Source organism: Arenibacter algicola (assembly GCF_000733925.1).
GTDB lineage: Bacteria > Bacteroidota > Bacteroidia > Flavobacteriales > Flavobacteriaceae > Arenibacter > Arenibacter algicola.
In genome coordinates, this window is sequence record NZ_JPOO01000001.1 from 2052869 (window position 1) to 2078145 (window position 25277).

The 25277-nt window shown below is 39.4% G+C and carries 24 protein-coding genes; 10 read left to right on the forward strand and 14 right to left on the reverse strand.

What is annotated here, in order from left to right:
- Nucleotides 1-49: 49 nt before the first annotated feature.
- The 3 genes from U735_RS0108755 to U735_RS0108765 all read left to right on the forward strand — a co-directional run bounded on the left by U735_RS0108755 (nucleotide 50) and on the right by U735_RS0108765 (nucleotide 2312).
- A complete protein-coding gene (locus U735_RS0108755; RefSeq protein ID WP_031443462.1) occupies nucleotides 50-1438 on the forward strand; it encodes an MATE family efflux transporter in 1389 nt (462 codons plus the stop codon).
- Nucleotides 1439-1511: 73 nt separating this feature from the next.
- Complete coding sequence (locus U735_RS0108760; protein ID WP_031443463.1) at nucleotides 1512-1739, forward strand: hypothetical protein; 228 nt, start codon at nucleotides 1512-1514, stop codon at nucleotides 1737-1739.
- A 3-nt stretch (nucleotides 1740-1742) separates the two neighbouring features.
- Nucleotides 1743-2312 carry a phosphatase PAP2 family protein gene (locus U735_RS0108765; RefSeq protein ID WP_031443464.1) on the forward strand — a complete coding sequence of 190 codons (570 nt, stop codon included), beginning with the start codon at nucleotides 1743-1745 and terminating at the stop codon, nucleotides 2310-2312.
- A gap of 43 nt (nucleotides 2313-2355) precedes the next feature.
- On the opposite strand, the gene U735_RS0108770 is transcribed toward U735_RS0108765, so the two are convergent.
- The 7 genes from U735_RS0108770 to U735_RS0108800 form a co-directional block, all read right to left on the reverse strand.
- The gene (locus tag U735_RS0108770) at nucleotides 2356-3036 is read right to left on the reverse strand and encodes a hypothetical protein (RefSeq protein WP_232233205.1); all 681 of its coding nucleotides are present in this window, start codon (nucleotides 3034-3036) and stop codon (nucleotides 2356-2358) included.
- The gene (locus U735_RS0108775; protein ID WP_031443466.1) at nucleotides 3033-4676 is read right to left on the reverse strand and encodes an ArnT family glycosyltransferase; all 1644 of its coding nucleotides are present in this window, start codon (nucleotides 4674-4676) and stop codon (nucleotides 3033-3035) included. Before U735_RS0108775 ends, U735_RS0108770 begins: the two co-directional genes overlap by 4 nt.
- Entirely contained in the window at nucleotides 4657-5295 is a 639-nt protein-coding gene (locus tag U735_RS0108780; protein ID WP_031443467.1) for a lipid-A-disaccharide synthase N-terminal domain-containing protein, read from the reverse strand. The genes U735_RS0108775 and U735_RS0108780 overlap by 20 nt, the downstream gene beginning before the upstream one ends.
- Complete coding sequence (locus U735_RS0108785; protein ID WP_031443468.1) at nucleotides 5296-6009, reverse strand: glycosyltransferase; 714 nt, start codon at nucleotides 6007-6009, stop codon at nucleotides 5296-5298.
- 183 nt (nucleotides 6010-6192) lie between these two features.
- Nucleotides 6193-7233: a methylmalonyl Co-A mutase-associated GTPase MeaB gene (meaB, locus tag U735_RS0108790; RefSeq protein WP_034248122.1), complete on the reverse strand. Its 1041-nt coding sequence runs from the start codon at nucleotides 7231-7233 to the stop codon at nucleotides 6193-6195.
- Between the two features lie 2 nt (nucleotides 7234-7235).
- On the reverse strand, nucleotides 7236-7796 hold the full coding sequence (locus U735_RS0108795) for a DUF2911 domain-containing protein (RefSeq protein ID WP_031443470.1): 561 nt from the start codon (nucleotides 7794-7796) through the stop codon (nucleotides 7236-7238).
- Nucleotides 7797-7825: 29 nt separating this feature from the next.
- A complete protein-coding gene (locus U735_RS0108800; protein ID WP_031443471.1) occupies nucleotides 7826-8734 on the reverse strand; it encodes an aldose epimerase family protein in 909 nt (302 codons plus the stop codon).
- Between the two features lie 142 nt (nucleotides 8735-8876).
- Between U735_RS0108800 and U735_RS0108805 the strand changes: the two genes are divergently transcribed.
- The 3 genes from U735_RS0108805 to U735_RS0108815 are packed head-to-tail and all read left to right on the forward strand — an operon-like array spanning nucleotide 8877 to nucleotide 11558.
- Complete coding sequence (locus tag U735_RS0108805) at nucleotides 8877-9419, forward strand: RNA polymerase sigma factor (protein ID WP_031443472.1); 543 nt, start codon at nucleotides 8877-8879, stop codon at nucleotides 9417-9419.
- Entirely contained in the window at nucleotides 9403-9999 is a 597-nt protein-coding gene (locus tag U735_RS0108810; RefSeq protein WP_031443473.1) for a hypothetical protein, read from the forward strand. The genes U735_RS0108805 and U735_RS0108810 overlap by 17 nt, the downstream gene beginning before the upstream one ends.
- A 38-nt stretch (nucleotides 10000-10037) precedes the next feature.
- Complete coding sequence (locus tag U735_RS0108815) at nucleotides 10038-11558, forward strand: BAR domain-containing protein (RefSeq protein WP_069858961.1); 1521 nt, start codon at nucleotides 10038-10040, stop codon at nucleotides 11556-11558.
- Nucleotides 11559-11633: 75 nt separating this feature from the next.
- On the opposite strand, the gene U735_RS0108820 is transcribed toward U735_RS0108815, so the two are convergent.
- From U735_RS0108820 to msrA, 3 genes are all read right to left on the reverse strand, one after another.
- The gene (locus U735_RS0108820) at nucleotides 11634-12962 is read right to left on the reverse strand and encodes a Gfo/Idh/MocA family oxidoreductase (protein ID WP_031443475.1); all 1329 of its coding nucleotides are present in this window, start codon (nucleotides 12960-12962) and stop codon (nucleotides 11634-11636) included.
- Nucleotides 12963-14354, reverse strand: coding sequence for a 3-keto-disaccharide hydrolase (locus U735_RS0108825; protein ID WP_031443476.1), 1392 nt, complete (start codon nucleotides 14352-14354; stop codon nucleotides 12963-12965). It lies immediately after the preceding gene.
- A 219-nt stretch (nucleotides 14355-14573) separates the two neighbouring features.
- Nucleotides 14574-15236, reverse strand: coding sequence for a peptide-methionine (S)-S-oxide reductase MsrA (msrA, locus tag U735_RS0108830; protein WP_031443477.1), 663 nt, complete (start codon nucleotides 15234-15236; stop codon nucleotides 14574-14576).
- 582 nt (nucleotides 15237-15818) lie between these two features.
- On the opposite strand from msrA, the gene U735_RS0108835 reads away from it, so the two are divergent.
- Nucleotides 15819-16055 (forward strand): hypothetical protein, encoded by a 237-nt coding sequence (locus U735_RS0108835; RefSeq protein ID WP_031443478.1) that lies wholly within the window; start codon nucleotides 15819-15821, stop codon nucleotides 16053-16055.
- A gap of 471 nt (nucleotides 16056-16526) precedes the next feature.
- Complete coding sequence (locus U735_RS0108840) at nucleotides 16527-16763, forward strand: hypothetical protein (RefSeq protein ID WP_031443479.1); 237 nt, start codon at nucleotides 16527-16529, stop codon at nucleotides 16761-16763.
- A 50-nt stretch (nucleotides 16764-16813) separates the two neighbouring features.
- Here the strand turns inward: U735_RS0108840 and U735_RS0108845 are convergent, their stop codons facing one another.
- A complete protein-coding gene (locus U735_RS0108845; protein ID WP_031443480.1) occupies nucleotides 16814-18127 on the reverse strand; it encodes an APC family permease in 1314 nt (437 codons plus the stop codon).
- A gap of 482 nt (nucleotides 18128-18609) precedes the next feature.
- On the opposite strand from U735_RS0108845, the gene U735_RS0108850 reads away from it, so the two are divergent.
- Together U735_RS0108850 and U735_RS0108855 are read left to right on the forward strand one after the other, a co-directional pair.
- The gene (locus U735_RS0108850; protein WP_031443481.1) at nucleotides 18610-21252 is read left to right on the forward strand and encodes a PAS domain S-box protein; all 2643 of its coding nucleotides are present in this window, start codon (nucleotides 18610-18612) and stop codon (nucleotides 21250-21252) included.
- A gap of 7 nt (nucleotides 21253-21259) precedes the next feature.
- On the forward strand, nucleotides 21260-21670 hold the full coding sequence (locus tag U735_RS0108855) for a response regulator (RefSeq protein ID WP_031443482.1): 411 nt from the start codon (nucleotides 21260-21262) through the stop codon (nucleotides 21668-21670).
- A 24-nt stretch (nucleotides 21671-21694) separates the two neighbouring features.
- On the opposite strand, the gene U735_RS0108860 is transcribed toward U735_RS0108855, so the two are convergent.
- From U735_RS0108860 to acs, 3 genes are all read right to left on the reverse strand, one after another.
- Nucleotides 21695-22078, reverse strand: a complete 384-nt coding sequence (locus U735_RS0108860; RefSeq protein ID WP_031443483.1) for a DUF3037 domain-containing protein — start codon at nucleotides 22076-22078, stop codon at nucleotides 21695-21697.
- Nucleotides 22068-22847 carry a HipA family kinase gene (locus U735_RS0108865; protein WP_031443484.1) on the reverse strand — a complete coding sequence of 260 codons (780 nt, stop codon included), beginning with the start codon at nucleotides 22845-22847 and terminating at the stop codon, nucleotides 22068-22070. The genes U735_RS0108860 and U735_RS0108865 overlap by 11 nt, the downstream gene beginning before the upstream one ends.
- A gap of 490 nt (nucleotides 22848-23337) precedes the next feature.
- On the reverse strand, nucleotides 23338-25245 hold the full coding sequence (acs, locus tag U735_RS0108875) for an acetate--CoA ligase (RefSeq protein WP_031443486.1): 1908 nt from the start codon (nucleotides 25243-25245) through the stop codon (nucleotides 23338-23340).
- Nucleotides 25246-25277 lie beyond the last annotated feature (32 nt).

Below are 25277 nucleotides of genomic sequence, written 5' to 3' on the forward strand. Positions count from 1 at the left end.
TCTAAAACCAAAGCTAACCCTTATATTTGCCCCTTCAAATTAAAGAGTGTTGTTACATAAATATACAAAGGAGTTTCGTTACAATCTATCCCTTTCATTTCCCGTAATTCTAGGAATGCTAGGACATTCTTTCGTGCAGTTTGCGGACAATATTATGGTGGGGCAATTGGGTACTGCAGAATTGGCTGCGGTCTCCTTGGGCAACAGTTTTGTTTTTATAGCCATGTCCTTAGGGATAGGATTTTCTACGGCCATTACTCCTTTGGTGGCAGAGGCAGATGGGGCAGGCAATGTTGGGGATGGAAAAAGTGCTCTTAAACACGGTCTGTTATTATGTACGCTAATGGGAATTTCCCTATTTGGGATAATTCTATTGGCCAAGCCGCTCATGTATCTTATGAAGCAACCTCCAGAAGTGGTGGAATTGGCAATGCCATATTTGGACTTAGTAGCATTTTCTCTGGTTCCACTAATTATATTTCAGGCTTTTAAGCAGTTTTCTGAAGGATTGTCCCAGACCAAGTATCCCATGTATGCAACAGTAATTGCCAATTTTGTAAATATACTTTTGAACTATCTTCTAATTTTTGGTTCTTGGGGTTTTCCCAAAATGGGAATTGTGGGGGCAGCCTGGGGTACATTGATTTCTCGAATCATAATGGTCATTTTTCTATGGGTGTTACTCAAGAATAAAAAGAAATTCCACGATTATGTTACAGGATTCAATTTTGCAATTATAGAGAAAAAGGTCATGAAAAAAATCATAGACCTCGGTTTTCCCTCGGCCCTACAGATGTTTTTTGAAGTGGCTATTTTTACTGCTGCAGTTTGGTTAAGTGGTGTTTTGGGCAAGAATTCGCAAGCGGCCAACCAGATTGCGCTAAACCTTAGTAGTATGACCTTTATGGTAGGAATGGGGCTGGGTGTTGCGGCCATGATCCGTGTAGGAAACCAAAAAGGATTGATGGATTTTAAGGAATTAAGGCGTATTGCACAATCTATTTTTCTGCTCACCTTCATATTGGAAGTGGTTTTTGCTGTGTCTTTTGTTGTTTTGAACAACTTTCTACCAACAATTTATCTGGATCTTGGGGATGCTACCAATTTGGTAGATAACATGGAAGTAATCAAGATTGCGGCAGAACTAATATTGGTTGCGGCCGTATTCCAAATTTCAGATGGTTTACAGGTTGTGGTATTGGGAGCGCTAAGGGGGCTTCAGGATGTTAGGATTCCCACTATGATTACCTTTATCGCCTATTGGATAATAGGCTTTCCTATTAGTTTTTATCTGGGCCTTTATACGCCATTGGAGAGTACCGGGATATGGATCGGCTTGTTGTCCGGTCTAACGGCATCTGCTATAATGTTGTATATTCGATTTAATTATTTGACCAAAAAATTAATTGCCCAAAAGGCTTTACTGGAGATTGATTGATTTGAAAGCAAGTCGTTATCCCCGACCACGGAAAAGTTTTGGGGATATTGATATTTAAATAAAAAGTTGATTTATGGAATTCCCAAAATTTTTATTAGGCGACAATACGGATTACCCAACGGCCATTTTCGTGGTACACACCGAATACCCTAGATTTATAATCAATCTGGAGAACGATGAGGTAGAGTGGTTGGAGGATTTTACTCAGGAGGATGAAAAGGAGCTGGAGGCCGAAGCCGAAAATTTAATTGAACAAGCTACGGCTTTCTATGACCGGGAAATTTCCCGTTACGAAGATTAGCATATGTTGGACCAGCTGGTACATTACGACAAGGAATTGTTCTTGTTCCTGAATAACTTGGGCAGTGCCAAATGGGACGGTTTATGGCTTTTTATGACCAATAAATGGAGTTCCATTCCCCTTTATGCCCTTTTAGCTTTTTTTGCCTTTAGGGCTTTTGGCCTAAAGCGACTTTTAATGACCCTTGTGGCTATTGCAGTACTCATTTTGGTAACGGACCAATTGGCCAATTTTTTCAAGTATGGTGTACAGCGGTTGAGGCCCTGCCATGATAATGAGATAAACGGATTGATGCGATTGGTGAAAAGTTCCTGTGGTGGAAAATTCGGCTATTTCTCCGCCCATGCCGCCAATTCCTTTGCCGTAGCCATTTTCTTTACTTTTTTATTACGAACAAAGTATAAATATATTGGACTGTTTCTAATAGTGTGGGCATCAGTGGTCGCCTATAGCCGGATATATATAGGGGTCCATTTTCCGTTGGACGTGCTGACAGGAACAATTATCGGTACTTTTTTGGGAGGATTATTTCTACAGCTTTTTTTAAAGGCCGTTTCCAAATACAATCCTTGAACCCTGCCCCCATTTCTGTTTAGTTCAACGCTTAAGCCCCATCTTATTTGGGCTGTTCCGGTTCAAAGATTTCTTTGTTCAGGGGGCCTAGGAAAATCAAGAAAAATATTGCTCCAAAAGCCAGTTCGTACACTTCCCATTTTCGGCTGGCCGGATTAAGGGCAACTAAAACGGTAACCACTATAAAGGCGATGGTATGATGCCATTTTACAATGGGCACCGCAAATTTGTTGGCCAAATCCTTAAACCAACTAAATTTTCTAAAGAGGATAGGGGTAATTAATAGGTAAAGAAACATTACTAGGAACAACAATTGGCTAAAGATAATTTTGTTTATTTTCTTTTCACCTACCACCAAATTGTGTAAGTTGGTTTCGCCCTGGGCGTTGTTTTCTATAAAAAACTCGCTGGATTCCACTCCGAAGATTCGCTGTCCCCACGAGATTTCTTCACCTGCGGCAAAAAGGAATAAGACCACAAAAAGAAAGGTCCCCACTTTCCATAATATTTTTTTGGTGTTCCACAAAGTTAATAAGTGGTATAGGGAAAGCGCAAAAATGCCAAATAGCATAATGGCCGTACCCCATTCAACCGGTCCGTCTTCCTGGGCATAGTTAACATCAAAATAAATGTCGTCCCAGAGGCCTAAAATAAGACCAAACAGAACAATTGCCAATAAAATACTGTATGCTATTTTTTCAATTTTGGAAAAGATATTCATCATCGTTTTTGAACTATATACAAATTACTTATCAAACGGTTCTTATGACCTTTGGTTCCTGGGTCGGCATTATAGTTTAAATCGTACACGGTATTTATCGTATAGCTATATTCGGGGTCAAAGATACGTTTAAATTCATTTTCATCAGAGGGAATTACCAATACAGCAAATTTTTCCCCGTCGGGAATTATTATTTCTTCTTCCCCTTTAAGTACAGGAATTGCGGAGCCATAATCCCAAATCATTTCCGGGGCAATTTCACCAAAACAATAAGTTTTTAATCCTTCTTCCTGCATGTCTTGCCTTAATTGGGATATACTTTTGTACTGAGCATTTTTTTCCATAGCTCCTGAGAGTGGCATCGCCAATAATTTTATAGCGGCAACCAAGGCTATAGTTAGTAAAAAGCAGCCAAAAAGCTGTTGCTTTTTTAGTTGTACAAAAAGCAATACACCAATAGCAAAGAGTGCAAGGGATGACAACGCATAGTAGCCCCATAGCCCGTTTAAACCATCCTTAAGTATAAAATAAGCAATAAAGGGATAAGCTATACCAATAAGTCCTATTAAGGAAAAATGAAAATATACCGGTATTTTTTCTTTTGGGGTCAGGGTACTTCTAAAATGGTTAATGACATATTCCAAATAAAAACCGGTGTTGAGGGCCAGGGGAATTAAAACGGGCACAAGGTATCTCGCTTTTTTTTCTGGGATGATAGAAAGTAGAATTACCGAAAAAATAGTCCATAGAAATGTAAGTCCGTATGCCTTTTTATCACTTACCTTATTTTTTAGATAGGGATACATTAGACTCATTAGGGCTGGAATGGTCCATACTCCGCTTTGTACAAAAAAGCTCCAGTAATAATAAAAGGGGCGTACATTGTAGCTGGACCAATTGGCCGTTTCTTTTTTGGTTATTGCCAAAAATGCATTGGGATCGGCAAGGCGCACATAAAGGAACCACCATAAGCCAATAATCATTGCCATGAGGATCATAACAGCCAAGGGGATAAATTTCCTGTCAACTCCAAAGCCCTTATATTTATATACAAAGCCATAGGCCAAGAGAAAAGGCAGAAGGAGAGCATATAGTGAAACAGGTCCTTTGCTCATAAAGGATAGACCTATAAAGAGTCCGGCAAGTAGACTGTTCTTCCATTTGTCGCCTGCCAGATTGAAAAAGCTATATAAAAAATAGATGCCGGTCAACATAAATCCGTGGGTGTATATATCCCAAGGTGCTTCAACAGTAATTACAATGATATAGAATGAACTTAATAAAATTAGTGCATTTATAAGTGCTTGTAATTTACTGTCAATTATTTTTAAGGAAAAAAGATACCCCATATACCCCAAGAATATGCACATCAACATAGTAGGTAGTCTAAGAGTAGCTACATTTTCCAAACCAAAAATAAATCCAAAGAGGGCTGTAATCCAACTTGGTAAGGGGGGTTTCTCATATCTTGGAAGATCGTTCATTGTGGTCAACAACCAATTGCCATCCGTAATCATTTCCCGTGCCGTTATGAAATTCCTGGCCTCCATGATGGTAACTGGAATAACATTCAGATGAAATAGAAAAATGGAGATTCCCGCTAGCAAGATCAGCGCAATAGGATTATTTTTCAACCACGTCATGTTCTTCATTTTTAAGGATAAACAGATTTCTTAAATATACAATCATGCCCAGGGAATGGCCGGCAAATAGGACAGGGTCTTTCCTGAAAATGGCGTAGGTAAGAATTAAGGAGGCCCCGATTAAACTTAGTAACCAAAATCCGAAGGGAAGACTGGAGGTTTTCTTTTTCTCGGAATATATCCATTGGTATACAAAGCGAAAGGTAAAAATTACCTGTGCGATACTGCCCAATAAAAGCAACCAGATAGGAATGTTTTCGTTGTTAAAAAATTGCCTTAGGTCGTAGGCGTTGTTATTGTATCCATAAACAATTATGATCACAGGAAAAACCCATAGAAAGGCCCTAAAGGCCCGGGGCAATTTGGTCCACTCACCTTGTAACTGGATGTTGCGGATATAGATAAAATAGGTAATGGCCTGTCCCAACATAATGGCGAAATCGTCACGGAGCCATCCGTAAACGAATAATAGAAATGAAGCCAATAAACTCAATTGCCAGAAAAGTCTGGGGGTAAGTACTTTTTTGTTCTTTTCCGATATCACCCATTGCACCACCATTCTACTAGAAAATAGAATTTGGGCAATAAAGCCAATTGCATAAACCATCCAATCTGCCATTTACCCTATTTTATCTACTTGATAGTTTATATATTTTTTCTTCATCCACAAATAAGCAAAACAATCCATTAGTGGTCCCAATAACCTGTTCCAAAGACCAAACTTTGCAGTTCCGGCCATACGTGGAAAATGACGAACTGGTATTTGAACAATACTTCCATTTTGCAGTAGGATCATGGCGGGTAAAAATCTATGTAGACCTTTGAACATAGGTATTCTTTTGGCAAAATCCGTTTTTATTACCTTCAACGGACAGCCTGTATCGTCCATTCCGTCATGTGTAAAAGCACGGCGTATTCCATTGGCTATTGCGGAAGAAGTATTCTTAACAAAGGAATCCTTTCTGTCTGCCCTAACTCCGGTTACCAGATCGTATTGATCTATATGTTCCAAGAGAAGGTTAAAATCTTCGGGGGAGGTCTGTAGGTCGGAGTCTATATAACCTACCAAGGGGGTATCCGTATAGTCAAATCCGGCTTTGATGGCCGCACTTAAGCCTTTATTTTGTGCAAATTTCACGAAACTAAAAGCTTCGTTTCTCTGACATATAGATTCTATCAATTGCTGGCTCTTATCTTTTGAACCGTCATTTACGAACAGCACTTTGGCCTTTTTTGTGCAAATGTTCAAATAGTCCTTAAGTTCCTTTTCAACACGTTCCAAATTATCTTCTTCATTGTAGACAGGTATAATTATGGTGAATTCGTAATTCATTATATGTAAGGATAAGTGCTTTTGTATCTAAAATTTAGGGCCAAAGATAATCAACTTTGTCAACCTGTGTGGTATTGGGCCGTACAACTTATTGTAGAGGTGTAATTAGAATAGGTTCCTTATATTTATTGCGATGGAGGCCTATTTATTTTGTAAAGACCCTTTAAGGGATATAATCAAAATTTAAGTTCCCTTGGCCAGGCTCAATAGCTTTTCAGCGGCGTTGAACGGGGAGATTTTACCATCAACAACCAATTTTATCATTTTATCAAGCTGGTTTTTTATGTTTTTATTTTCATAAAACTGTTGCTTTAGCTGGTCTTCAATGGTCTGCAGTAGCCAGAATTTGTTTTGTGTTCTCCGTTTTGCGATGATTCCCTCTAGGCCAGGTTTATCGTCTGTATAGGCTTTAATAACTTCCCATATTTCCGATATTCCCGTTTTTTGAATGGCAGAACAGCTCAGGATTTTCGGGGTCCAACCATTTTCTTTTGCAGGAAAGAGGTGTAGTGCTTTAGTAAATTCAACCTTGGCCAAGTTGGCACGTTCAATATTATTGCCATCCGCTTTATTAATGACAATAGCATCCGCCATTTCCATAATGCCCCTTTTAATGCCCTGAAGTTCATCTCCGGCCCCGGCCAATTTCAATAGTAAAAAGAAATCTACCATTCCATGCACTGCAGTTTCGCTTTGACCCACCCCGACTGTTTCCACTAAAATAGTATCGAAGCCGGCAGCTTCGCATAGAATTATGGTTTCACGAGTTTTTCTTGCAACCCCTCCTAGGGAATGACCAGTAGGGGAGGGACGGATATAGGCATTCTTATCCTTCACCAATTCTTGCATACGGGTCTTGTCCCCTAAAATACTTCCCTTGCTAATGGTACTGGATGGATCTACGGCCAGAACGGCCACTTTTTTTCCCAAGGCTGTAAGGAAGGAGCCAAAAGTTTCGATAAAGGTACTTTTGCCTACCCCGGGAACTCCGGTTATTCCGATTCGTATGCTCTTGCCGCTATGCGGCAGGCATTGGTTTATAATGTCGTTGGATTTTTGAAAATGTTCAGTGTTGGTGCTTTCCACCAAAGTAATTGCCCTGGCCAAGGTAGCTATGTCGCCGTTTAAGATACCTTGTATCAGTTCCTCTGTGGACAAATTCTTTTTTCTAAAAGCTTTGGTTTTAGAATTAGCATTTCCGTCCGTGTTTTTATTGGTGGCCAAATTTACTTTTTAATGGGGAGGCTTACTTTGGTTTTGTCCCAGGCAAGACTAAGGTATAGCTGTTCGTTTTCTTCAAAGATTATGGAAAGACTTTCTATGGGTTGCGATAATTGTTGTACCGGGACACTGATTTGTAAGACATCTGCTTCGATATTCCTGGTTGTTTTTTTACCCCCACTTAAAATAGTAACTCCCCAATCAGGGATTTCGCTATTGAAAATAATGGTCCAGGTCTCTTTACCGGGTATGGTCCATAAGGAATAGCTACCGGCGGGCAGATTTTTGCCTCCAATGTTAATGTCGCTGCCGCTGGTAAAAGTGGTAGGTTCATTGGCGCCGGTTCTCCAAACCACATCATAGGGCACCAATTCTCCAAAAATTACACGATCTTTTTTAAAGGGACTACTGTAATTTACACCTAGGTCCATTCCATTATTAACATAAGTGGCGGTCTGTTCTGGGCTATTCTTTTTCGTCTGTTCCGTCAAATAGGATTTTCCAAACAAAAAGAAGGCCAAAACAAGCACCACTACAACTATTAAAAGCCATTTAAGAAATTTCATACCCTCGGATTTAATTTGTGTTAATTCTTCTAATTTACGAAACTAAACCTGAACTCGCTTTCATTGTAATAGGTTTCTCCAGGTTGTAAAATGCTATTTGGAAAGTGGGGCTGGTTAGGAGCGTCCGGGAAATTTTGGGTTTCAAAACAGATGGCGGCAAAGGCAAGAGGAGTATAGACCACAACTCCAGGTTGATTGGTAATCACCTCCATGGAAAGCCCCGATTTTTGCGATGCCAGCATAGTTTTTTCCTTTAAACTGGAATCCATTACAAATGGTGTATCCAAACGCACTTGGCCAATTTTTTTCATCTCCAGGAAATCGTATTTGGAATTTTTAACGGAAACTAGTTTTCCTGTGGGCAGGAGTTTGGCATCCGTTTCCAAATATTCCGGGCAAGATAACCTTAGGTCCCAATGGTCTATGGTTTCCGCACCATCCAGATTAAAATAGGAGTGGTTGGTCAGGTTTACCGGTGTAGCCTTATCTGTGGTAGCCTCATGAATAATAAATAAGGATGGCCCTACCAATTTATAGGTCACCGTAGATTTTAGGTTTCCTGGATAGCCCTCCTCCATATCCTTACTTATGTAGCTTAGTTTTACAAAGGGATTCTCCCCATCCTGTACCTGCTCTATGGTCCAATACCTCTTCCCAAAGCCCTTTTGTCCGCCGTGAAGATGAACCCCGTCCTTCGAAAAAATGGGATAGTGTAGGTTGTTGATATGAAAACCGCTATTGGAAATTCTACCGGCATATCGTCCTATGCAGGCCCCAAGTGACTTGTTGTCCGATAAATATTTCTCAGGTTCTTCATAACCTACCACCACGTTGGTGTCCACCCCGTTCTTATTTTTTACTATCAATTTTTGGATGATGGCTCCATAGTCCAATACGGTCAGGGTAATGAAATTGTTTTTTATTGTAACTTGATTCAAGATAGTTCTATTTATGATTTAAGATAAAAATACTATTTTTTGCAACATTACCATCATTCTATCGTCCTTTAGGTAATTGGGATTTATCGGGAATGATTTAAATGTTACCATACCCTCCCGTCAACAACAGAAACTGGCCAAAATGTTTCAGATTGATATTGTAGAACAATGTAAACGTAACGATCGCAAAGCGCAATTACAACTGTACAATCTGTATTGTCAGGGCATGTTCTGTGTTGCCATGCGATTCTTGAAAAATGAAGATGATGCGGAAGATGTAGTACAGGAATCGTTTATCAAGGCATTCTTGAGAATAGGCCAATATAAGGGAGAAGTGACTTTTGGAGCTTGGTTAAAAAAAATAGTGGTAAACAAGAGTATCGATTTTTTAAAATCCAAGCAACTTGAAACTGTGGAATTAAATGAAGTGTATATGCATGTTGCCGAAGATGAAGATTGGTCCGTAGAGGACACGGTTACGGTAAAGGAGGTTATGCAAGCCATAGCAGGATTGCCCGAAAAATATAGATATGTGGTACAGTTGTTTTTGGTGGAGGGCTACGATCACAACGAAATATCCGAAATACTGGATATTAGTTATACCGCTTGCAGGACAAGGTTATTAAAGGGTAAAGGACAATTAAAGGAATTATTAAAATCGAGTAGGTATGTCGCAAGATCTTAGAGAAATGTTCAAGAATTCCGATACGGAAATAGATCAGTCAATGAAAGATGGGCATGAACAGCGTTTTATGAAAAGAATGGAAATGGAACTTCCGGTTGCCAAGGGACCATCTTTCCCCTGGTTCAAAATTGCTGCCTCCCTAATAATTCTTATTGGCTTAGGAACCTATGTTTTCATGAATTGGAATAATCCAGAGCCTGTTAAAACAACCATAGTTGATAAGAATAAGCCTGTCCCTGAGGACAAGGGGATTTCCTTAGGTGATCTATCCCCGGATTTAAAAAAAGTGGAAGATTATTATCTGGTGAGTATAAATCTGGAGTTGTCCCAATTGGAAATTTCCGATAGGAACAAAACCCTGATCGATAGTTTTATGGAGCGCTTGGAGGAATTAAATGTGGAATATAAAAAGTTAAATACTGAGTTAAACGAGATCGGTCCCAATGACCAGACCATAACCGCCCTGATAAAAAACTTACAACTAAGGTTACAGCTGCTTCACAAACTAAGGGACAAGTTAAAGGAATTGCAATCCAGGGGCATGGAGGCAGATAATGACAACTTGATTACGAGTGTCTGAGAACACAAAATTTTAAATTAAGAAAATAAATGGTACAGATGAAAACAATATTAAATAGGATAGGCATCATTACGGGTATAATATTTTTGATGGGCACTAGTATTATTTGGGGGCAGAAAAGGACCAAGACCTTTCATGAGAACTTTAATGTATCCGGGGATGTGGTTTTGGAAGTAAACACCAGTTATGCCGATATAGAGTTTGAAACTTGGAACAGGAATCAAGTGGATATTGTAGCAGTTGTGGAATTGGAGGACGTTTCAGAGGAGGAGGCTAGCAACTTCTTTAAAAAGGAACCTGTAAAAATTGTAGGAAACAGTAAAAGTATAAGTATCAGCACGGCATTGGGACACCGGGAGTTTACCACTTACAATACCAAGGATATCGATATCAATATCGATTTTTTGGAACAATTCAATGGGGTAGGGGAAGCGTATAACATAGCTCCTTTGGTTGAACTGCCAGAGCTTCCGGAAGTGATGGAATTGCCCCCACTTCCTCCAATGAATATACAGCCATTTGATTATGAAGCTTATAAAAAAGATGGGGAAGCATATTTAAAGGAATGGAAGAAAGAATTTGATAAGGGTTTTGGAAAGGATTATGAAATTAAAATGGAAGAATGGAGCAAACGAATGGACTTAAAACGGGCGGAGATCGATAAAAAAAGAATTGAAATGGAGAAGAATAGGGAGCAGGCCCATCAAGACCGCTTGGAGAAGTTGCAGGAAATACAGAGTCAAAGAATGAAAGTCCATGAAAATGCACAAGAGCAATTGGCCAAATCCATAACTTCCAGTAAACATGTGCGGGAGATGGCAAAAGACAATAAAACCATTACCATAAAGATAGATACGGTAGGTGGGATGGACAAAGAATTTGTCTTTATAGAGGAACGGCATCCTACCGCGCCCAATGTTTTCTATTCAATAAAGAAGGGCAGGGATAAAAATTTAAAGGTGAAGAAGACCATTAAGATAAAATTGCCAAAATCAACCAAGATTAAGATGAACGTAAGACATGGCGAGGTTATTCTAGCCGAAAACACTAAGAACTTGAGTGCCACTTTATCCTATTCCAGCTTGTTGGCAACCACCATAGATGGAGACAAGACCTATATAGATGCTTCCTATTCGCCTGTAAGTGTGCAAAAATGGAACTACGGTCAGCTGAAGGCCGATTATTCGGAGAAGATAAATATCAAAGAAGTTGAAAACCTGACCTTAAATGCCACTTTTTCGGATGTTACCATTGACAATCTGTTGCATAAGGCGTTCATAAAAAATAATTTTGGTCCCTTGGCCATCAATTCGATTTCCAAAGATTTTACCGATTTGGATATCAACCTTCAAAATGCAGAATTTAGGTGCGTATTGCCCAAAACAGCCTTTAATATAGCCGTAAATGGTAGCAATTCAGAATTGATCCATCCAAAGGAATTACAAATGGTAAAAACAAAGAACGGCTATAATACTTTGAACAAGGGATATCATATAAACAAGACTAGTGGCAAGTCGATCATAATTAATTCCAAGTTTACAGAAGTTGTTTTACAGTAAAGGGAACTGTAATAAATAATAAAGCGGGGGATTTTTGATAGAAAATCCCCCGCTTTTTATAATTGAAATCCGGAACTATAATTTTGGCTCCCAGCCATCTTGGTATTCCCTTTTCCAGTAAGACATGGCTTCATCATCATCTTTAACCTTACCTGTGGTAGGGTTGATATGGATGGTCCTGCCTACATTTTGTGCAATATTTCCTAAATGACAGAGCATGGTGGAAATACTGGCATCATTGATATCGGAATTCAGGGAAGTGTCCTGACGAATGGCACTGAAGAAATTATGGATGTGGTTTACATCCAGTCCGCCCATACCCACGGTATTGGTGGTTTCACTTTCAACCCCTTCTTCCACTTTTTTGATCAGGCTGCCATCCAAATTATAAAGATTGTAATCGTTTCGGCTAAGGGTTATCATTCCCTTGCTACCATAAATGGTAATTCCCCTGCCAGGTTGATCCGGTTTAATAAGTCCACGGCTATGACCTGTCCAGGTAATAAATTTATCATCTGCATATTTATAGGTTACCTGTTGGTTGTCCACAAACTCCCAATCATCCTTGAAGGTATATTTACCGCCAAATGAGGTTACACTTTCAGGAAGGTCTACCCCTAATGCCCAACGGCATATATCAATTTCATGGGTACCATTGTTGTGAATTTCCCCTGTTCCCCAGGTACGGAACCAGTGCCAGTTGTAGGGATGAATATTGTCTCGGTAATCTTCCCTAGGGGCCGGTCCCTGCCATAGATCCCAGTCCAATGTGTTTGGAACCGCTATTTTATTCCCAATTCCAATAGAACCTCTATTGCTGGAATAATAGGCCTCACCTTTGTAGACTTCCCCAATAATCCCCTCACGGATCTCTTTAACGGCCAATGCGGAACTTTGGGCGGAACGCTGTTGGTTTCCCATTTGTACCTTTAGGCCATATTTCTTTTGGGCGGCAACCAAGAGCTCATTTTCGTGCGGATTGTGGCTACATGGCTTTTCTACATAAACATGTTTCCCTGCTTGTAGGGCCATGATGGCCATAGGGGCATGCCAATGTTCCGGTGTAGCTATGAAAACGGCATCAACATTTTTATCTTCCAAAATTTTTCTAAAATCTTTTTCTACTTTTGGGATATAACCAATATTTTTCTTGCACCATACATTGTGTTCCTCCAGGATCTTGTCATCCACATCGCAACTGTAAAGTACTTTGGCATTGGGGTCTTGGTTTATGGCAACGAAGTGGGCCTTTGCCCTACTTCTTACCCCGATTACCGCAACATTAATTTTGTCGTTGGCCCCTAAAATATTACTGTACCCCATACTTGGCATTATTAGGCCTCCCAAGCTAAGAGCAGCACTGCCCGCTGCCGTTTTTTTAATAAAATCTCTTCTAGTTTTCATTTATTCGCTTTTGTTTATTCTTTTAATTTTGATGTTTTTGAAACTTACCAGATCTCCGTGATCTTGAAGAAGGATGTGTCCTTCATCTCCCTCACCAAAATTTGGCCATTTTACGTATTTACTTTCGGATACCAATTTGCGATAGTCATCGCTTTTTCTTTCATATTCCAAAACTTTGGTCCCATTTAACCAATGTTCAACGTGGTTGTTGATCGATTTGATATGGGCAGTATTCCATTCCCCGATAGGGTTGATGGGTTTGTTCGGGTCTGCCTGTATAAGATCGTATAAGGAAGCTACCGTTCTACTGCCATCATGATTGCCCAGTTTGGCATCTGGGTGGCGGGCATCGTCCAGGATTTGATATTCCAGACCTATGGAAGAGCCTGGACCTTTGTTAATATCGGTATTTACGTAATATTTTATGCCGCTATTGCCCCCTTCGGTAAGTTTGAAATCGACTTTTAATTCAAAATCTCCATATAGGTCGGTGGTTACTATATCGCCACCAGCTGCAGATTCTTCTCCGCCAGAAGCCAATACAGTAAGCAGGCCGTCCTTAATTTCCCAGCCTATTTCTGGAAAATCATCCAAACGGGCACCTCTCCAACCTTTGGTGGTTTCCCCGTCCCATAATAATTTCCAGCCGTCCTTTTCTTCCCCTATGGTTAATTTGTTCTTGGTGTTTATGGGGGTCAAAGGAGATTTTCTGGAATAGGCTTCCAGGTTGTCCGTAAGTATTTTAACGTTTTTCCAAACAATTTGTGTTCCTTCTGTTTTGTCTTTTCCTATCCCATGCACCTGTAGGGCAATAAAGCCACTAGCAGTTTTGTCATCTATAAGATAGGCAGCAGGTACGTCATTGATCCAAGTCTTTATAGTGTCTCCAATGGCTTCGATCCTGTAGTGGTTCCAATCATTTTGTTTAAATGCCTGTTGTGCTTTAGGGTTATTGTCCAACGGATTTAACCAGCCTCTTCTCGCTTCGTCAAAGATACCGGCACTCCAAGCTCTTTCTGATGGGTCTATTTCAACCTGGTAGCCATGTACTCGGCCGTCCATGTATGTTGGAAGGCTGTTGCTTCTGATCTGGATACCGGAATTCATGGAGGGATCTACTTTATAGTCCAATTCTAAAATGAAATCACCGTACATTTCGTTTGTAGTCATAAAGGAGTTGGGAGTGTTGTGAACTGTGGTTCCAACAATAGTACCATCAACTACTTCATATTTTGCTACTCCACCTTTTTGGTTCCAACCGTTCAAGGTCTTGCCATCAAAGAGATTTACCCATGGGGTGTTGTCCTTTTCTGTTCCTGCACAACCTATTAATATGAAAGCTAGTAGTGTAGCGGAGAATAAGGTAGATGGGAGTTTTGGTCGTAATTTCATTTTTTTAATCCTATTTTTTTTAATGTTAGCTTGAAAGGTATAAAAAAGTGATTAAATATTGCCCTAATACACTAAAATTGGCCTGATTGTTATATTAAAAATGCACATAAAAAAATGGCCGACACACTTGATGCTGTCGGCCTAATTGTAAATTCTAAATATTCTTCTTGTTACAACAGTTAGTAACTACTAAGGATTGACTCCATGAAATAGTATATATTAATGGGCCTGATCTTTTAATAATTCCGGAAATTTAGCTTGAAATCGTTTCAACCTTGGTACCGATACGTTTAAGATATAGGAGTTGTTGGGATTGTTTTTTTCATAATCTTGGTGATAGTCTTCCGCATCGTAAAAAATTTTAAAGGATTTTACTTCCGTAACTATAGGAGCTGAATAGACTTTTTCTTTTTGCAGTTGTGAAATGTAGTCGTTAATTATCTTCTTTTCACTATCGTTTTTATAAAAGGCTATAGATCTGTATTGGGCACCTTTGTCCGGACCCTGCCGGTTTAAGGTAGTGGGATCATGGGAGCCGAAAAATACTTTTACCAAGGTTTCAAAAGAAACAAGCTTTGGGTCGTAGTACACTTCAACTGCCTCTGCATGTGTAGTGCGCCCGTAACCTACGTCCTCGTAAGTCGGGTTTTTTTCTTTGCCGCCAGAATAACCGGAGACCACTTCCTTTACACCCTTTACACTTTCAAAAATAGCTTCCACACACCAAAAACAACCGCTGGCAAAATAGGCCGTTTCATATTGTTGGAGTTCATTGGGGGTGAGTGCAATAATTTCTTGCTTTTGTTCCGATTTGGTTTTGGATTGACAGCTGATTGCGGAAAATCCCAAAATAGTAAATAGGGTAATCTGTAAAAGTCTCATAGATAAATTTCTTAACGTTATTATGTTCTATTTTCTTGGTAGCACCAACTTAGGTTATGCCAAAATTATACAACTACAAAAATCTTGCCTTTATAAAGGTAAGACAGTTTTACCAAAAGTATGTTTTACATATACTTTATCCTTTAGTGTTTGTTATTCAAAAATACTTACGGATTTCCTGCTTAAAAGTTTTAAAATATCAATTTTATTTTTGAGACCCATATTTAAAAGTGTATAGCCCTAATGGTGCTGTATTGGTTCATTCGACTAACGAAGGCATGCACGGATAATCTAAGAAAGGCCTTAATTCGAATTGCTAGTCCAATCTCATCCTGAATTTACTAAGATTATTACTACAATTATTGAATGAATGTGGCTTTAAGGTGCTTTAATCTTGTAAGATTTACCGATTAAATACCATTAATATCGATTAGCGTTTTCTAGTCCGGTTTTCACTCACCGAACATTTCCTGCACTTAATCGGGAGATTTGTCAGATACCGAAAAATAAGGGGGTTTAAACGATTTGTGGACTGTACAGGGGTGCATGTGGCGTTAAATTTACATAACAAAACAACGCATCATGAAAACGCTTTTAACTTTAATCTTTGTTCTTTTTATCGGAGTAGCTGCACAAGCAAACACTGTTGGACAGGAAGTGAAAGTTGAAACTGTTACCATGAGTATTGTTACTTCTACCGAAAATGAAGTTTCCCTAAAAAACGAAAACAAGGTAGCACGTTTGTACATGTTCAAAAATTCTAGGGTAAAAAAAGAATTGTCTTTCTCTACTAAATTGAACAAAGCTAAATTGGCTTAATATTTCGGTGCAACGGAATCGGTAAGGAGAGGATATCTTCTCATACCAGAATTAAATCTATCCAGTCAAACTTTTGATTACAACTCTTTTTGTTTGCTTTTAAGTTATAGCTAGTTATGAGCGGCCATGGATGATGTAACTAAAACAGCTTCAAATTCTAAGAGCATTCGGGCATCGGTTATAAATAGAGTCGTTTGGCGGGCGAGTCCACTTAAAGCTTTGTTTAAATTATAAGTTTTATACTACAAAATTTGAATGAATGTGGCTTTAGGCGGCTTTGATCGTGTAAGATTTATCGATTAAATACCATTAATATCGATTAGCGTTTTCTAGTCCGGTTTTCACTCACCGAACATTTCCTGCACTTAATCGGGAGATTTGTCAGATACCGAAAAATAAGGGGGTTTAAACGATTTGTGACCTATACAGGGGTGCATGTGGCGTTAAATTTACATAACAAAACAACGCATCATGAAAACGCTTTTAACTTTAATCTTTGTTCTTTTTATCGGAGTAGCTGCACAAGCAAACACTGTTGGACAGGAAGTGAAAGTTGAAACTGTTACCATGAGTATTGTTACTTCTACCGAAAGTGAAGTTTCCGTAAAAAACGAAAACAAGGTAGCACGTTTGTATATGTTCAAAAATTCTAGGGTAAAAAAAGAATTGTCTTTCTCTACTAAATTGAACAAAGCTAAATTGGCTTAATCAAATCAATTTCTTTTAAACGGCACATATATTCTTAATGGAATTCAATGTTATTGGGAATTTTTTATTTTTTTCCAAATCTTGTCCTTAAGTAAATAAATAAAGGTTAGGATCACCAAATAGACCCCAAATCCGATAAACTCCTGGCGTTCGAGGTTGGATAACAACCAAACAATAATAATTACCGATAGTATCGGGACTAGGTAGCCTCCGGGTATCCTAAATTCTTTTGAAGTTGGTTTCGCCTTTTTTCTTCTCTGTTTAATTACTGAAAGTGTTACTCCCAAATAGACCAGTAAAATGGATGCACTGGAAATAATGGCCATTTGTTGAAATCCACCAAAGGAGGCCAATAAAAATCCCGAGGTGGCATAGGCAATTATTGCAATGTAGGGAGTGGAAAATCTGTCGTGGACTTTAGAGAGAGGACTTAGGGGCAATACATTATCTTTAGAAGCCCTAAATAAGATTCTGGGAATGCTCAAAATTTCACTGCTTAAATTTCCGAGCATGGAAATAGCTGCTCCAATGGTCATAATAGTAAAGCCTATGGGGCCAAAAACCTGATCGGCAACAAAGCTAAGGGGATTTTCCTTATTGGTGGCCAAAGATGCCCCAAGTACACCTAAGGAAACTGCTTGAATAAGGATATAAAGAATTAAAACGCCGACAACACTTATAAATATTGCTTTGGGAATATTTTTAGCTGGATCCTTGACCTCCCCACTAATGGATAGACCCGACTCTGCACCTTGAAAGGCAAAAAATAGAATAAGTGATATTTTACCAATATCTTCAATGCTAGCAATGGAATTTATAGAAAGATGATCCAAGGATACTTCCCCCCATGAAAAAATAACCAACAGTAATAGTGGGATTAGTTTGATAATGGTAATGGTCTTTACCACAAGCATTCCTTCTTTTATTCCCCTTACATTGATATACCCCAATATGCCAAATAGGATAATAAAAAACAATATTCTGAGGGTGTTCGATTTAAAAACGGGAAACATAGTTCCAATAATATCCACAAGGGCGTTGGCTACGGCCGCATCTGCCGAAGTTGCGGATAGAACAAATAAGATAACCGTAAGAAAACCAAAATAAGGCCCGAATGAGGTTTCTATATAGGTATATGCCCCACCTGAAGAGGTTACTTTACTGCCAATTTCGGCAAAACAGAGCATTACCAACGTAATTAGTAGGCCACAGAATAAGTAAGCGAAAATACTGGAGGATCCTAGTCCGGCCGCAACAATAGCAGGTAATGCAAATATTCCGGCCCCGATCATAATATTGACAAGATTGGCACTAAGCCCCATAGCACCTACCTCCCTCTTTAAGTGTTCATTGGTTTCCTCCATTGATCTATGATTGGTTTTAAAGGAGCTATGTTTAAGTGTATAAAAAAGGGGGTATGCCAATATAGTGATTTTAAGGGTAATAAATATTAGAGTTAAAATTGTGTTACGGAATATTGATCCATCCCTGATATTCCAAAAATTCCTGAATTGATTGAATGTTACGTTTTAATGATGCTTACAGCTTAATTTTATCCTATTCACGGATTTGGACCTTGGAATCGCTTGATTTTTTAGATAACCTACTTAAAAATGGCTAAATAGCAACGCATGTTTATTGTCTTTGACGTATGTAGGAAAAATATACTAATTTTAACAAATGGGCATAAATTTTGAATCATGTGATTGAAATTTATGGCCATATGCAACTATTTTGGCCTGTAATTGGTAGGGAATGTAATGGTTGTAACAGTTGTATAAGCTAATTTGCTAGGGCCATTAAATATTAACTTTAGGAATTTTTTATAAATCTTAGGGAGTTGAATATGTCTAAAAGGGAATCTGAACAACGAGAACAGTATAATAAAATCTTTATTGAACAAGCCCCCACTGCCATTGCAATGTTGGACAAGGATATGCGCTATATAGCAGTATCCCAACGTTGGATCACGGATTATAAAATGCAAGGCAAGGAAATAATTGGCCAGTCGCATTATGATCTATTCCCGGAAATAGGAGAAGATTGGAAAGCCAACCATCAAAAATGCCTTAATGGCGCCATTGATATTTGTGAGGAGGCACCCTTTAAACGTGCTGATGGATCAATACAATGGATATATTGGGATGTTCGGCCATGGTATGTTTCGGAGGGAGAGATAGGTGGTTTACTAATGCATACCGGAGATATAACACCTCAGAAGGAAAGGGAAAAGGAGAGGAACCGTATGTTGGAGATATTGGATAAAACCAGTGAGGTAGCTCGTTTAGGCATATGGGAAGTAGACTTGAAAAGGAATTCGATTTATTGGAGTCCGGTCGTTCGTGAAATACATGAGGTGGAGGAGAATTTTCAACCTAGCTTGGACACTGCCATAAATTTTTATAAGGAAGGCGAAAGTCGGGATTTAATACGGAAGTCGGTAGAAAAGGTAATTTCGAGGGGAGTCCCTTATGATGTAGAATTAGAACTTGTGACCGCCAAGGGTAATTCCATTTGGGTGAGGTCTGTAGGCAATGGCGAATTTGAGGACGGAGTATGCGTTCGGCTTTATGGCATATTTCAGGATATAAATCATAGAAAACTTTCTGAAATGGCACTCAATAAGGCCAATGCCGAATTAAAGGCCATATTCAATTCCAAGTCGGTTGCCATAATCACAACGAATGATAAAGGGATTATAAATCATTTCAACCATGGAGCTGAGTATTTATTGGGTTATTCAGCTGATGAAATTGTAGGTGCAAAAATGCCTTTTGTATTTGTGAAGATGGAGGAGGTAGAAAGATTTAGGCAGGATATGTTCCAAAAATATGGCAAGGATTCATTTAAGGGGTTGGCGGAAAATAACGAATTTGATGTTAGGGAATGGACCTATATTAAGAAAGATGGCACTAAAATTACGGTTCAGGTAACCATATCGGCCATTAAAAATGGGGATGGGGAAATAATAGGAACTTTAAATGTAGCCTCCGATATTACTGCTATTAAGAATGTGGAGAACGAGCTATTGCGAAAAAATCAGGTTCTTAATTTTGCCGAACGTCTAACAATGATCGGGAACTGGCAATGGAATACAGTTACCAATGAGGTGAGATGGTCTTCCAATTTATATAAGATTTTTAATATTGATGAAGAGACTCTGTTGACTTATGATACCTATTTTTCATTTGTGCATCCAGAGGACAAGGAAATGGTGACAAATCATGTGCAATTTTCTTTGGAGGAAAAAAAATTTCCGGATCTATTACATCGAATCAAGTTAAGGGATGGCACGGTGAAAAATATTCAGCTATTGGCAGAAATTATAACGAATGACGCAGGTGATGTAACTGAGTTGGTGGGCACATGCCAGGATGTAACGGAACAGCGGATGGCGGAAATAAAATTTCGGGGTCTGTTGGAATCAGCTCCCGATGCCATGGTGATAGTCAATGAAGCTAGGAACATTCATATGATTAACAAGCAGGCGAAAAAATTATTCGGGTACAGCGCCCAGGAACTAATAGGTGAATCCGTAGAAATTCTCATACCTGAAGCCTATAGCGCCAAACATCTTGGCCAAAGGTCAGATTTCTTTGCCAACCCCAAAGCACGGCATATGGGGGAGGGAAAAGAATTATTCGCAATAAATAAAAAAGGAAAATCAATCCCTATACAAATAAGTCTCAGCCCACTTAAAACGGAAGAAGGGGTATTGGTATCGGCGGCCATAAGGGATATTACCTCCCAAAAAATAGCAGAGAAAAAAATATTGAAGGCCAAGGAGGAGTTAGAAGTCTTTGCTAAAAAATTGCTTGCCCAAAACACGAAACTGGCAGATTTTACCCAGATAACCTCACACAATTTAAGAGCTCCGGTGAGCAACCTTAATTCTCTTTTAGGGTTTTATAAACTTGCCCAAAGTGAGGAGGAGCGTGTGGATCTGTTCCAAAAATTGGAAAGCGTTGTCAACCATCTTACGTTAACACTCAATACTTTGGTAGAGGCTTTAAACATAAGGAAAGATAATAATGAGGATAAGCTGGAGAAAATTGAATTTCATTCGATGATGGTTAAAACACAGGAAATACTTTCTGGCGAAATTATGAGAACTGGAGCCGTAATTAAAAGCGATTTTTCAAATTTACCCGATATTGCCTACAATAAAATTTATTTAGAAAGTATTTTTCTTAACTTGGTTGGAAATGCCCTAAAATACAGGAGTGCGGATAGAGTACCTGAAATATATGTATCATCTGGAATTGAAAATGGTAAAAAATTCTTGAAGGTTACTGATAATGGGCAAGGAATAAATTTAAAAAGGCATGGCCATAAATTGTTTGGTTTGAACAAGGTTTTTCATAGGCATCCCGATGCTAGGGGAATTGGTTTGTTCATGACCAAAACGCAAGTCGAAGCGCATGGCGGGTCTATTTCGGCTGAAAGTGAAGTAAATGTGGGTACCACCTTTAATATTAATTTTAATTAGATAGTAAATGAGTAGTTCTTTAAAAGTTTGTATTGTTGATGACGACGATATATATCAATTTACCATGGTCATGACCATGAAATCACTTAATTTGACCGATAAGATTATGGTTTTTTCGGATGGTGAAGAGGCTTTGGATTTTATGTTGGATAATCTACACAATGATAAGGAGCTTCCGGATGTGATTTTTTTGGATATAGATATGCCTATCATGGACGGATTTCAATTCATGGAGGAATATGTAAAGATAAAGCCAAAACTGGGAAAGAAAATAACGATTTATATGGTCTCCTCATCGGTAGACCCTGTGGATATTGAGAGGGCAAAGAAAATAAGCGAAATCACCGATTATATTGTTAAGCCAATTACCCACGATCAGCTAAAGCATATTGTAGGAGAATTGAGACTTAATGAGTAGTTCTAAGTTGGCCTGTGGTGGCGTTTAAAGCACAAAGGAATCAAATATATATTGTAGTTCCTTTTCTGGCTCTATACAGAGACCGGAGTGGGTTTCGGAACTTTGTATAATAGTACTTCTAGAGGCTGTTAGCCACCTAAACCTGTCCGATAATTCCAATTCGCCAATGGTGCCTCCTTTTGGAGATCCAATGCAGATGTCTTCCCAAGCTTTTAAATAGTTATTCAAGGTATCGAAGTCGATTTCACAAGAAAAGGTGGCCAACTTTTTCTTGCAGATATGAAATTTTACCCTAAGAAATTTTTTCCTTTTTGAGAACAGTATAACGCCCACGTTAAAGAATTCTTCCCGCTCCACTTTGGGAACAATTCTAATAATGGCATATTCATATTTAACTCTATCTTGCATCTTCAGATTCTTTTACTAACAATTGAATCATAGAAAGTTTGGCATTTAAATATTCTATGTAGGCCGATCTCATTTCTTCTGGGGTCAAGGTATCCGATTCGCTCTGCAACCAGTCATCAGGTATTGTTGCTATAATTTCTTCAAACTTGTTGCTTTCGATCGATTGTTTTATTTCATGGGCGGCTTCAGCTAATCTAGTGGCCCTGGATAGAAGTACGTGGTCTTTTATAAGTGGAAAAGTTCTGCTAAGATGGTTTTTCCATGTATCCCAATTATGGTGAAAATAAAAACTTGCGCCATGGTCTATAACCCACAATTCCTTATTCCAATGTAATAGGTTGGTGTTTTTGGCAGTACGGTCTATATTGCTGATTAGGCTATCCAATAATACCACTTTTGAAGCAGTCATTTCATCAATTCTGGATACCAAGGGATCATAGGTAATGGCACTGGATAAAAAATGTAGCCCTAGATTTAGGCCTACGCTAAATTTTAGAAGGTCTTGAATTTCCTCATCCGGCTCTGTCTTGCTAAAGGAATCATCGAGGTTCATGAACACCATTTCAGGAACCTTAAGTCCTATGGCCCGAGCAAGTTCGCCACCGATAAGCTCTGCAATCAGCGCTTTTTTTCCTTGTCCGGCACCCCTAAACTTTAAAACGTAAAGGAATCCGTCATCGGCCTTTACAATTGCGGGAAGGGAGCCTCCCTCGCGCAAGGGCTTTATATATTGGACGACATCCACTGTCCTTATTTCAATTTTGCTCATATAGTAAAAGTTGCTCACCAAGTGAGATTTAGTTGCTCGTTCGCTTCCCCGTTCTGTCCGGTCTTGCTTCGAATTGTTATCGGAAGTTTTCTTCCGATGCCTAATGGGCCTGCCTTTTTCGGCCAGACAGGTCTACCTTCGGGTAATTGACTTAAAAATAATTGCTGGAGCCTTTAAAGTATTCATTTTCAGCTAATGAATTTCAATTATTCGGAAGCTCCAGGATGGTGGTTTTTAATAAACAGCATCTTGCTTGTTGCGCATGCCAATTTACTATTACTACATAAGCCAGCGTTTAAATATTTTACGGAAATCCACCCTCCCTGAGGCAATGGTCGGTCTCCGCATTAGTGATTGCAGCGGCATCCTTTTTTATGTCTTTGGGGGAAATAGGTTGGTGCCGGCAAAAAGTCCGCGGCATAAAAAAGATATAGCGGAAAGCACGGCCACTTTATGTTTTTATATAAAGTGGCAATGCCCCACCAATTAATTATAGTACGTTGTCCTTAATTTCTTCTACTACTTCAGGATTTAGCAGTGTACTGGTATCTCCCAAATTGTTCATGTCCCTGCTGGCAATTTTGCGCAGTATACGCCTCATGATCTTGCCGGAACGGGTCTTTGGCAGGCCAGAGGTAAACTGTATCTTATCCAGTTTGGCAATTGGGCCAATGTGCTCGGTAATGATCTGGTTAATTTCGATCCTTAAATTATCGTGGTTACGGGATTCCCCTGTTTCCTTCAATATTACATAGCCATATAGTGCATTGCCCTTAATATCGTGAGGGAAACCTACAATGGCCGATTCTGCCACTGCCGGGTGCTCGTTTATGGCATCCTCTATTGGAGCCGTGCCCAAGTTGTGGCCAGATACGATGATTACGTCATCTACGCGACCGGTAATTCTGTAGTATCCTACTTCGTCCCTTAGGGCACCATCCCCGGAAAAGTATTTGTTGGGAAATGCAGAGAAATAGGTGTCTTTATATCTATCATGATCGCCCCAAATGGTCCTTGCCATTCCTGGCCAAGGGAATTTTATACAGAGTCGGCCTTCTACTTGGTTGCCTTTGAGTTCCTTGCCCTGCTCGTCCATCAATGCCGGTTGTATCCCTATAAAGGGGAGGGTTGCATAGGTTGGTTTAGTAGGGGTAACATAAGGAATGGGCGTTATCATTATGCCTCCTGTTTCTGTTTGCCACCAAGTATCCACAATTGGACTGTTCTTTTTTCCAATAACGTCGTTGTACCAATGCCAAGCCTCTTCGTTGATGGGTTCCCCAACGGAGCCCAAGACTTTTAGCGAGGACAGATCATGGTTTTCGGCAAAGGCTATATTTTGCTTTGCCAGGGCGCGGATAGCTGTAGGAGCAGTATAAAATTGGTTTACTTTGTGTTTTTCCACAATTTCCCAAAACCTTCCGAAATCCGGATAGCTGGGTACCCCTTCGAACATGAGGGTGGTGGCGCCATTGGCCAAGGGGCCGTAAACAATATAGCTATGTCCGGTAACCCAGCCAATATCCGCAGTACACCAGTAAACATCGTTCTCCGTATATTGAAAAACATTCTTAAATGTATAGGCGGTATACACTAAATAGCCTGCGGTAGTATGTACCATTCCCTTTGGCTTTCCGGTAGAACCGGAGGTATACAAAATGAACAAAGGATCCTCTGCGTTCATTATTTCCGGGACGCAATCCAAATAGGCATTTTCCAATAAGGGCTGTAGCCACTTGTCACGCCCTTCCGTCATATTTATTTTGGCGTTGGTACGTTTTACGACCAAAACCGTTTTAACTCCAGGGCAATCTTCCAAACTTTCGTCTACAATTCCTTTCAGGTCAATAGATTTGGAACCTCTATAGGAGCCATCAGAGGTTATTAGCAATTTACAATCACTGTCGTTGATACGGGTAGCCAGGGCAGTGGATGAAAAACCAGCGAACACCACGGAGTGTATCGCACCTATCCTGGCACAGGCCAAGAGGGCAATAGACAATTCCGGGATCATGGGTAGGTATATACAGACCCGATCCCCTTTTTTAACACCTTGATCCTTTAATACGTTGGCCAGTTGACAAACGCGCTGGTGAAGCTGACGGTAAGTAATATGTTGGGCTTCCTCCTCCGGGTTATTGGGCTCAAAAATAATGGCCGTTTTTTCTCCCCTGGCAAGTAGGTGCCTATCTATACAATTTTCGGTAATATTTAATTGTGCCCCTTCGAACCATTTAATTTCAGGTTTTTCGAAATCCCAACTTAAAACGTTGTCCCACTTTTTTCTCCATAAAAAATGCTCTTCGGCCACTTCTCCCCAGAAATTTTCTGGTTCGCGAACCGATTTTCGATAAACCTGATAGTACTCTTCTAAATGCTTAATGTGATAATTGCTCATCGTATTTTTAAAATTTCTATAAATTTATATAA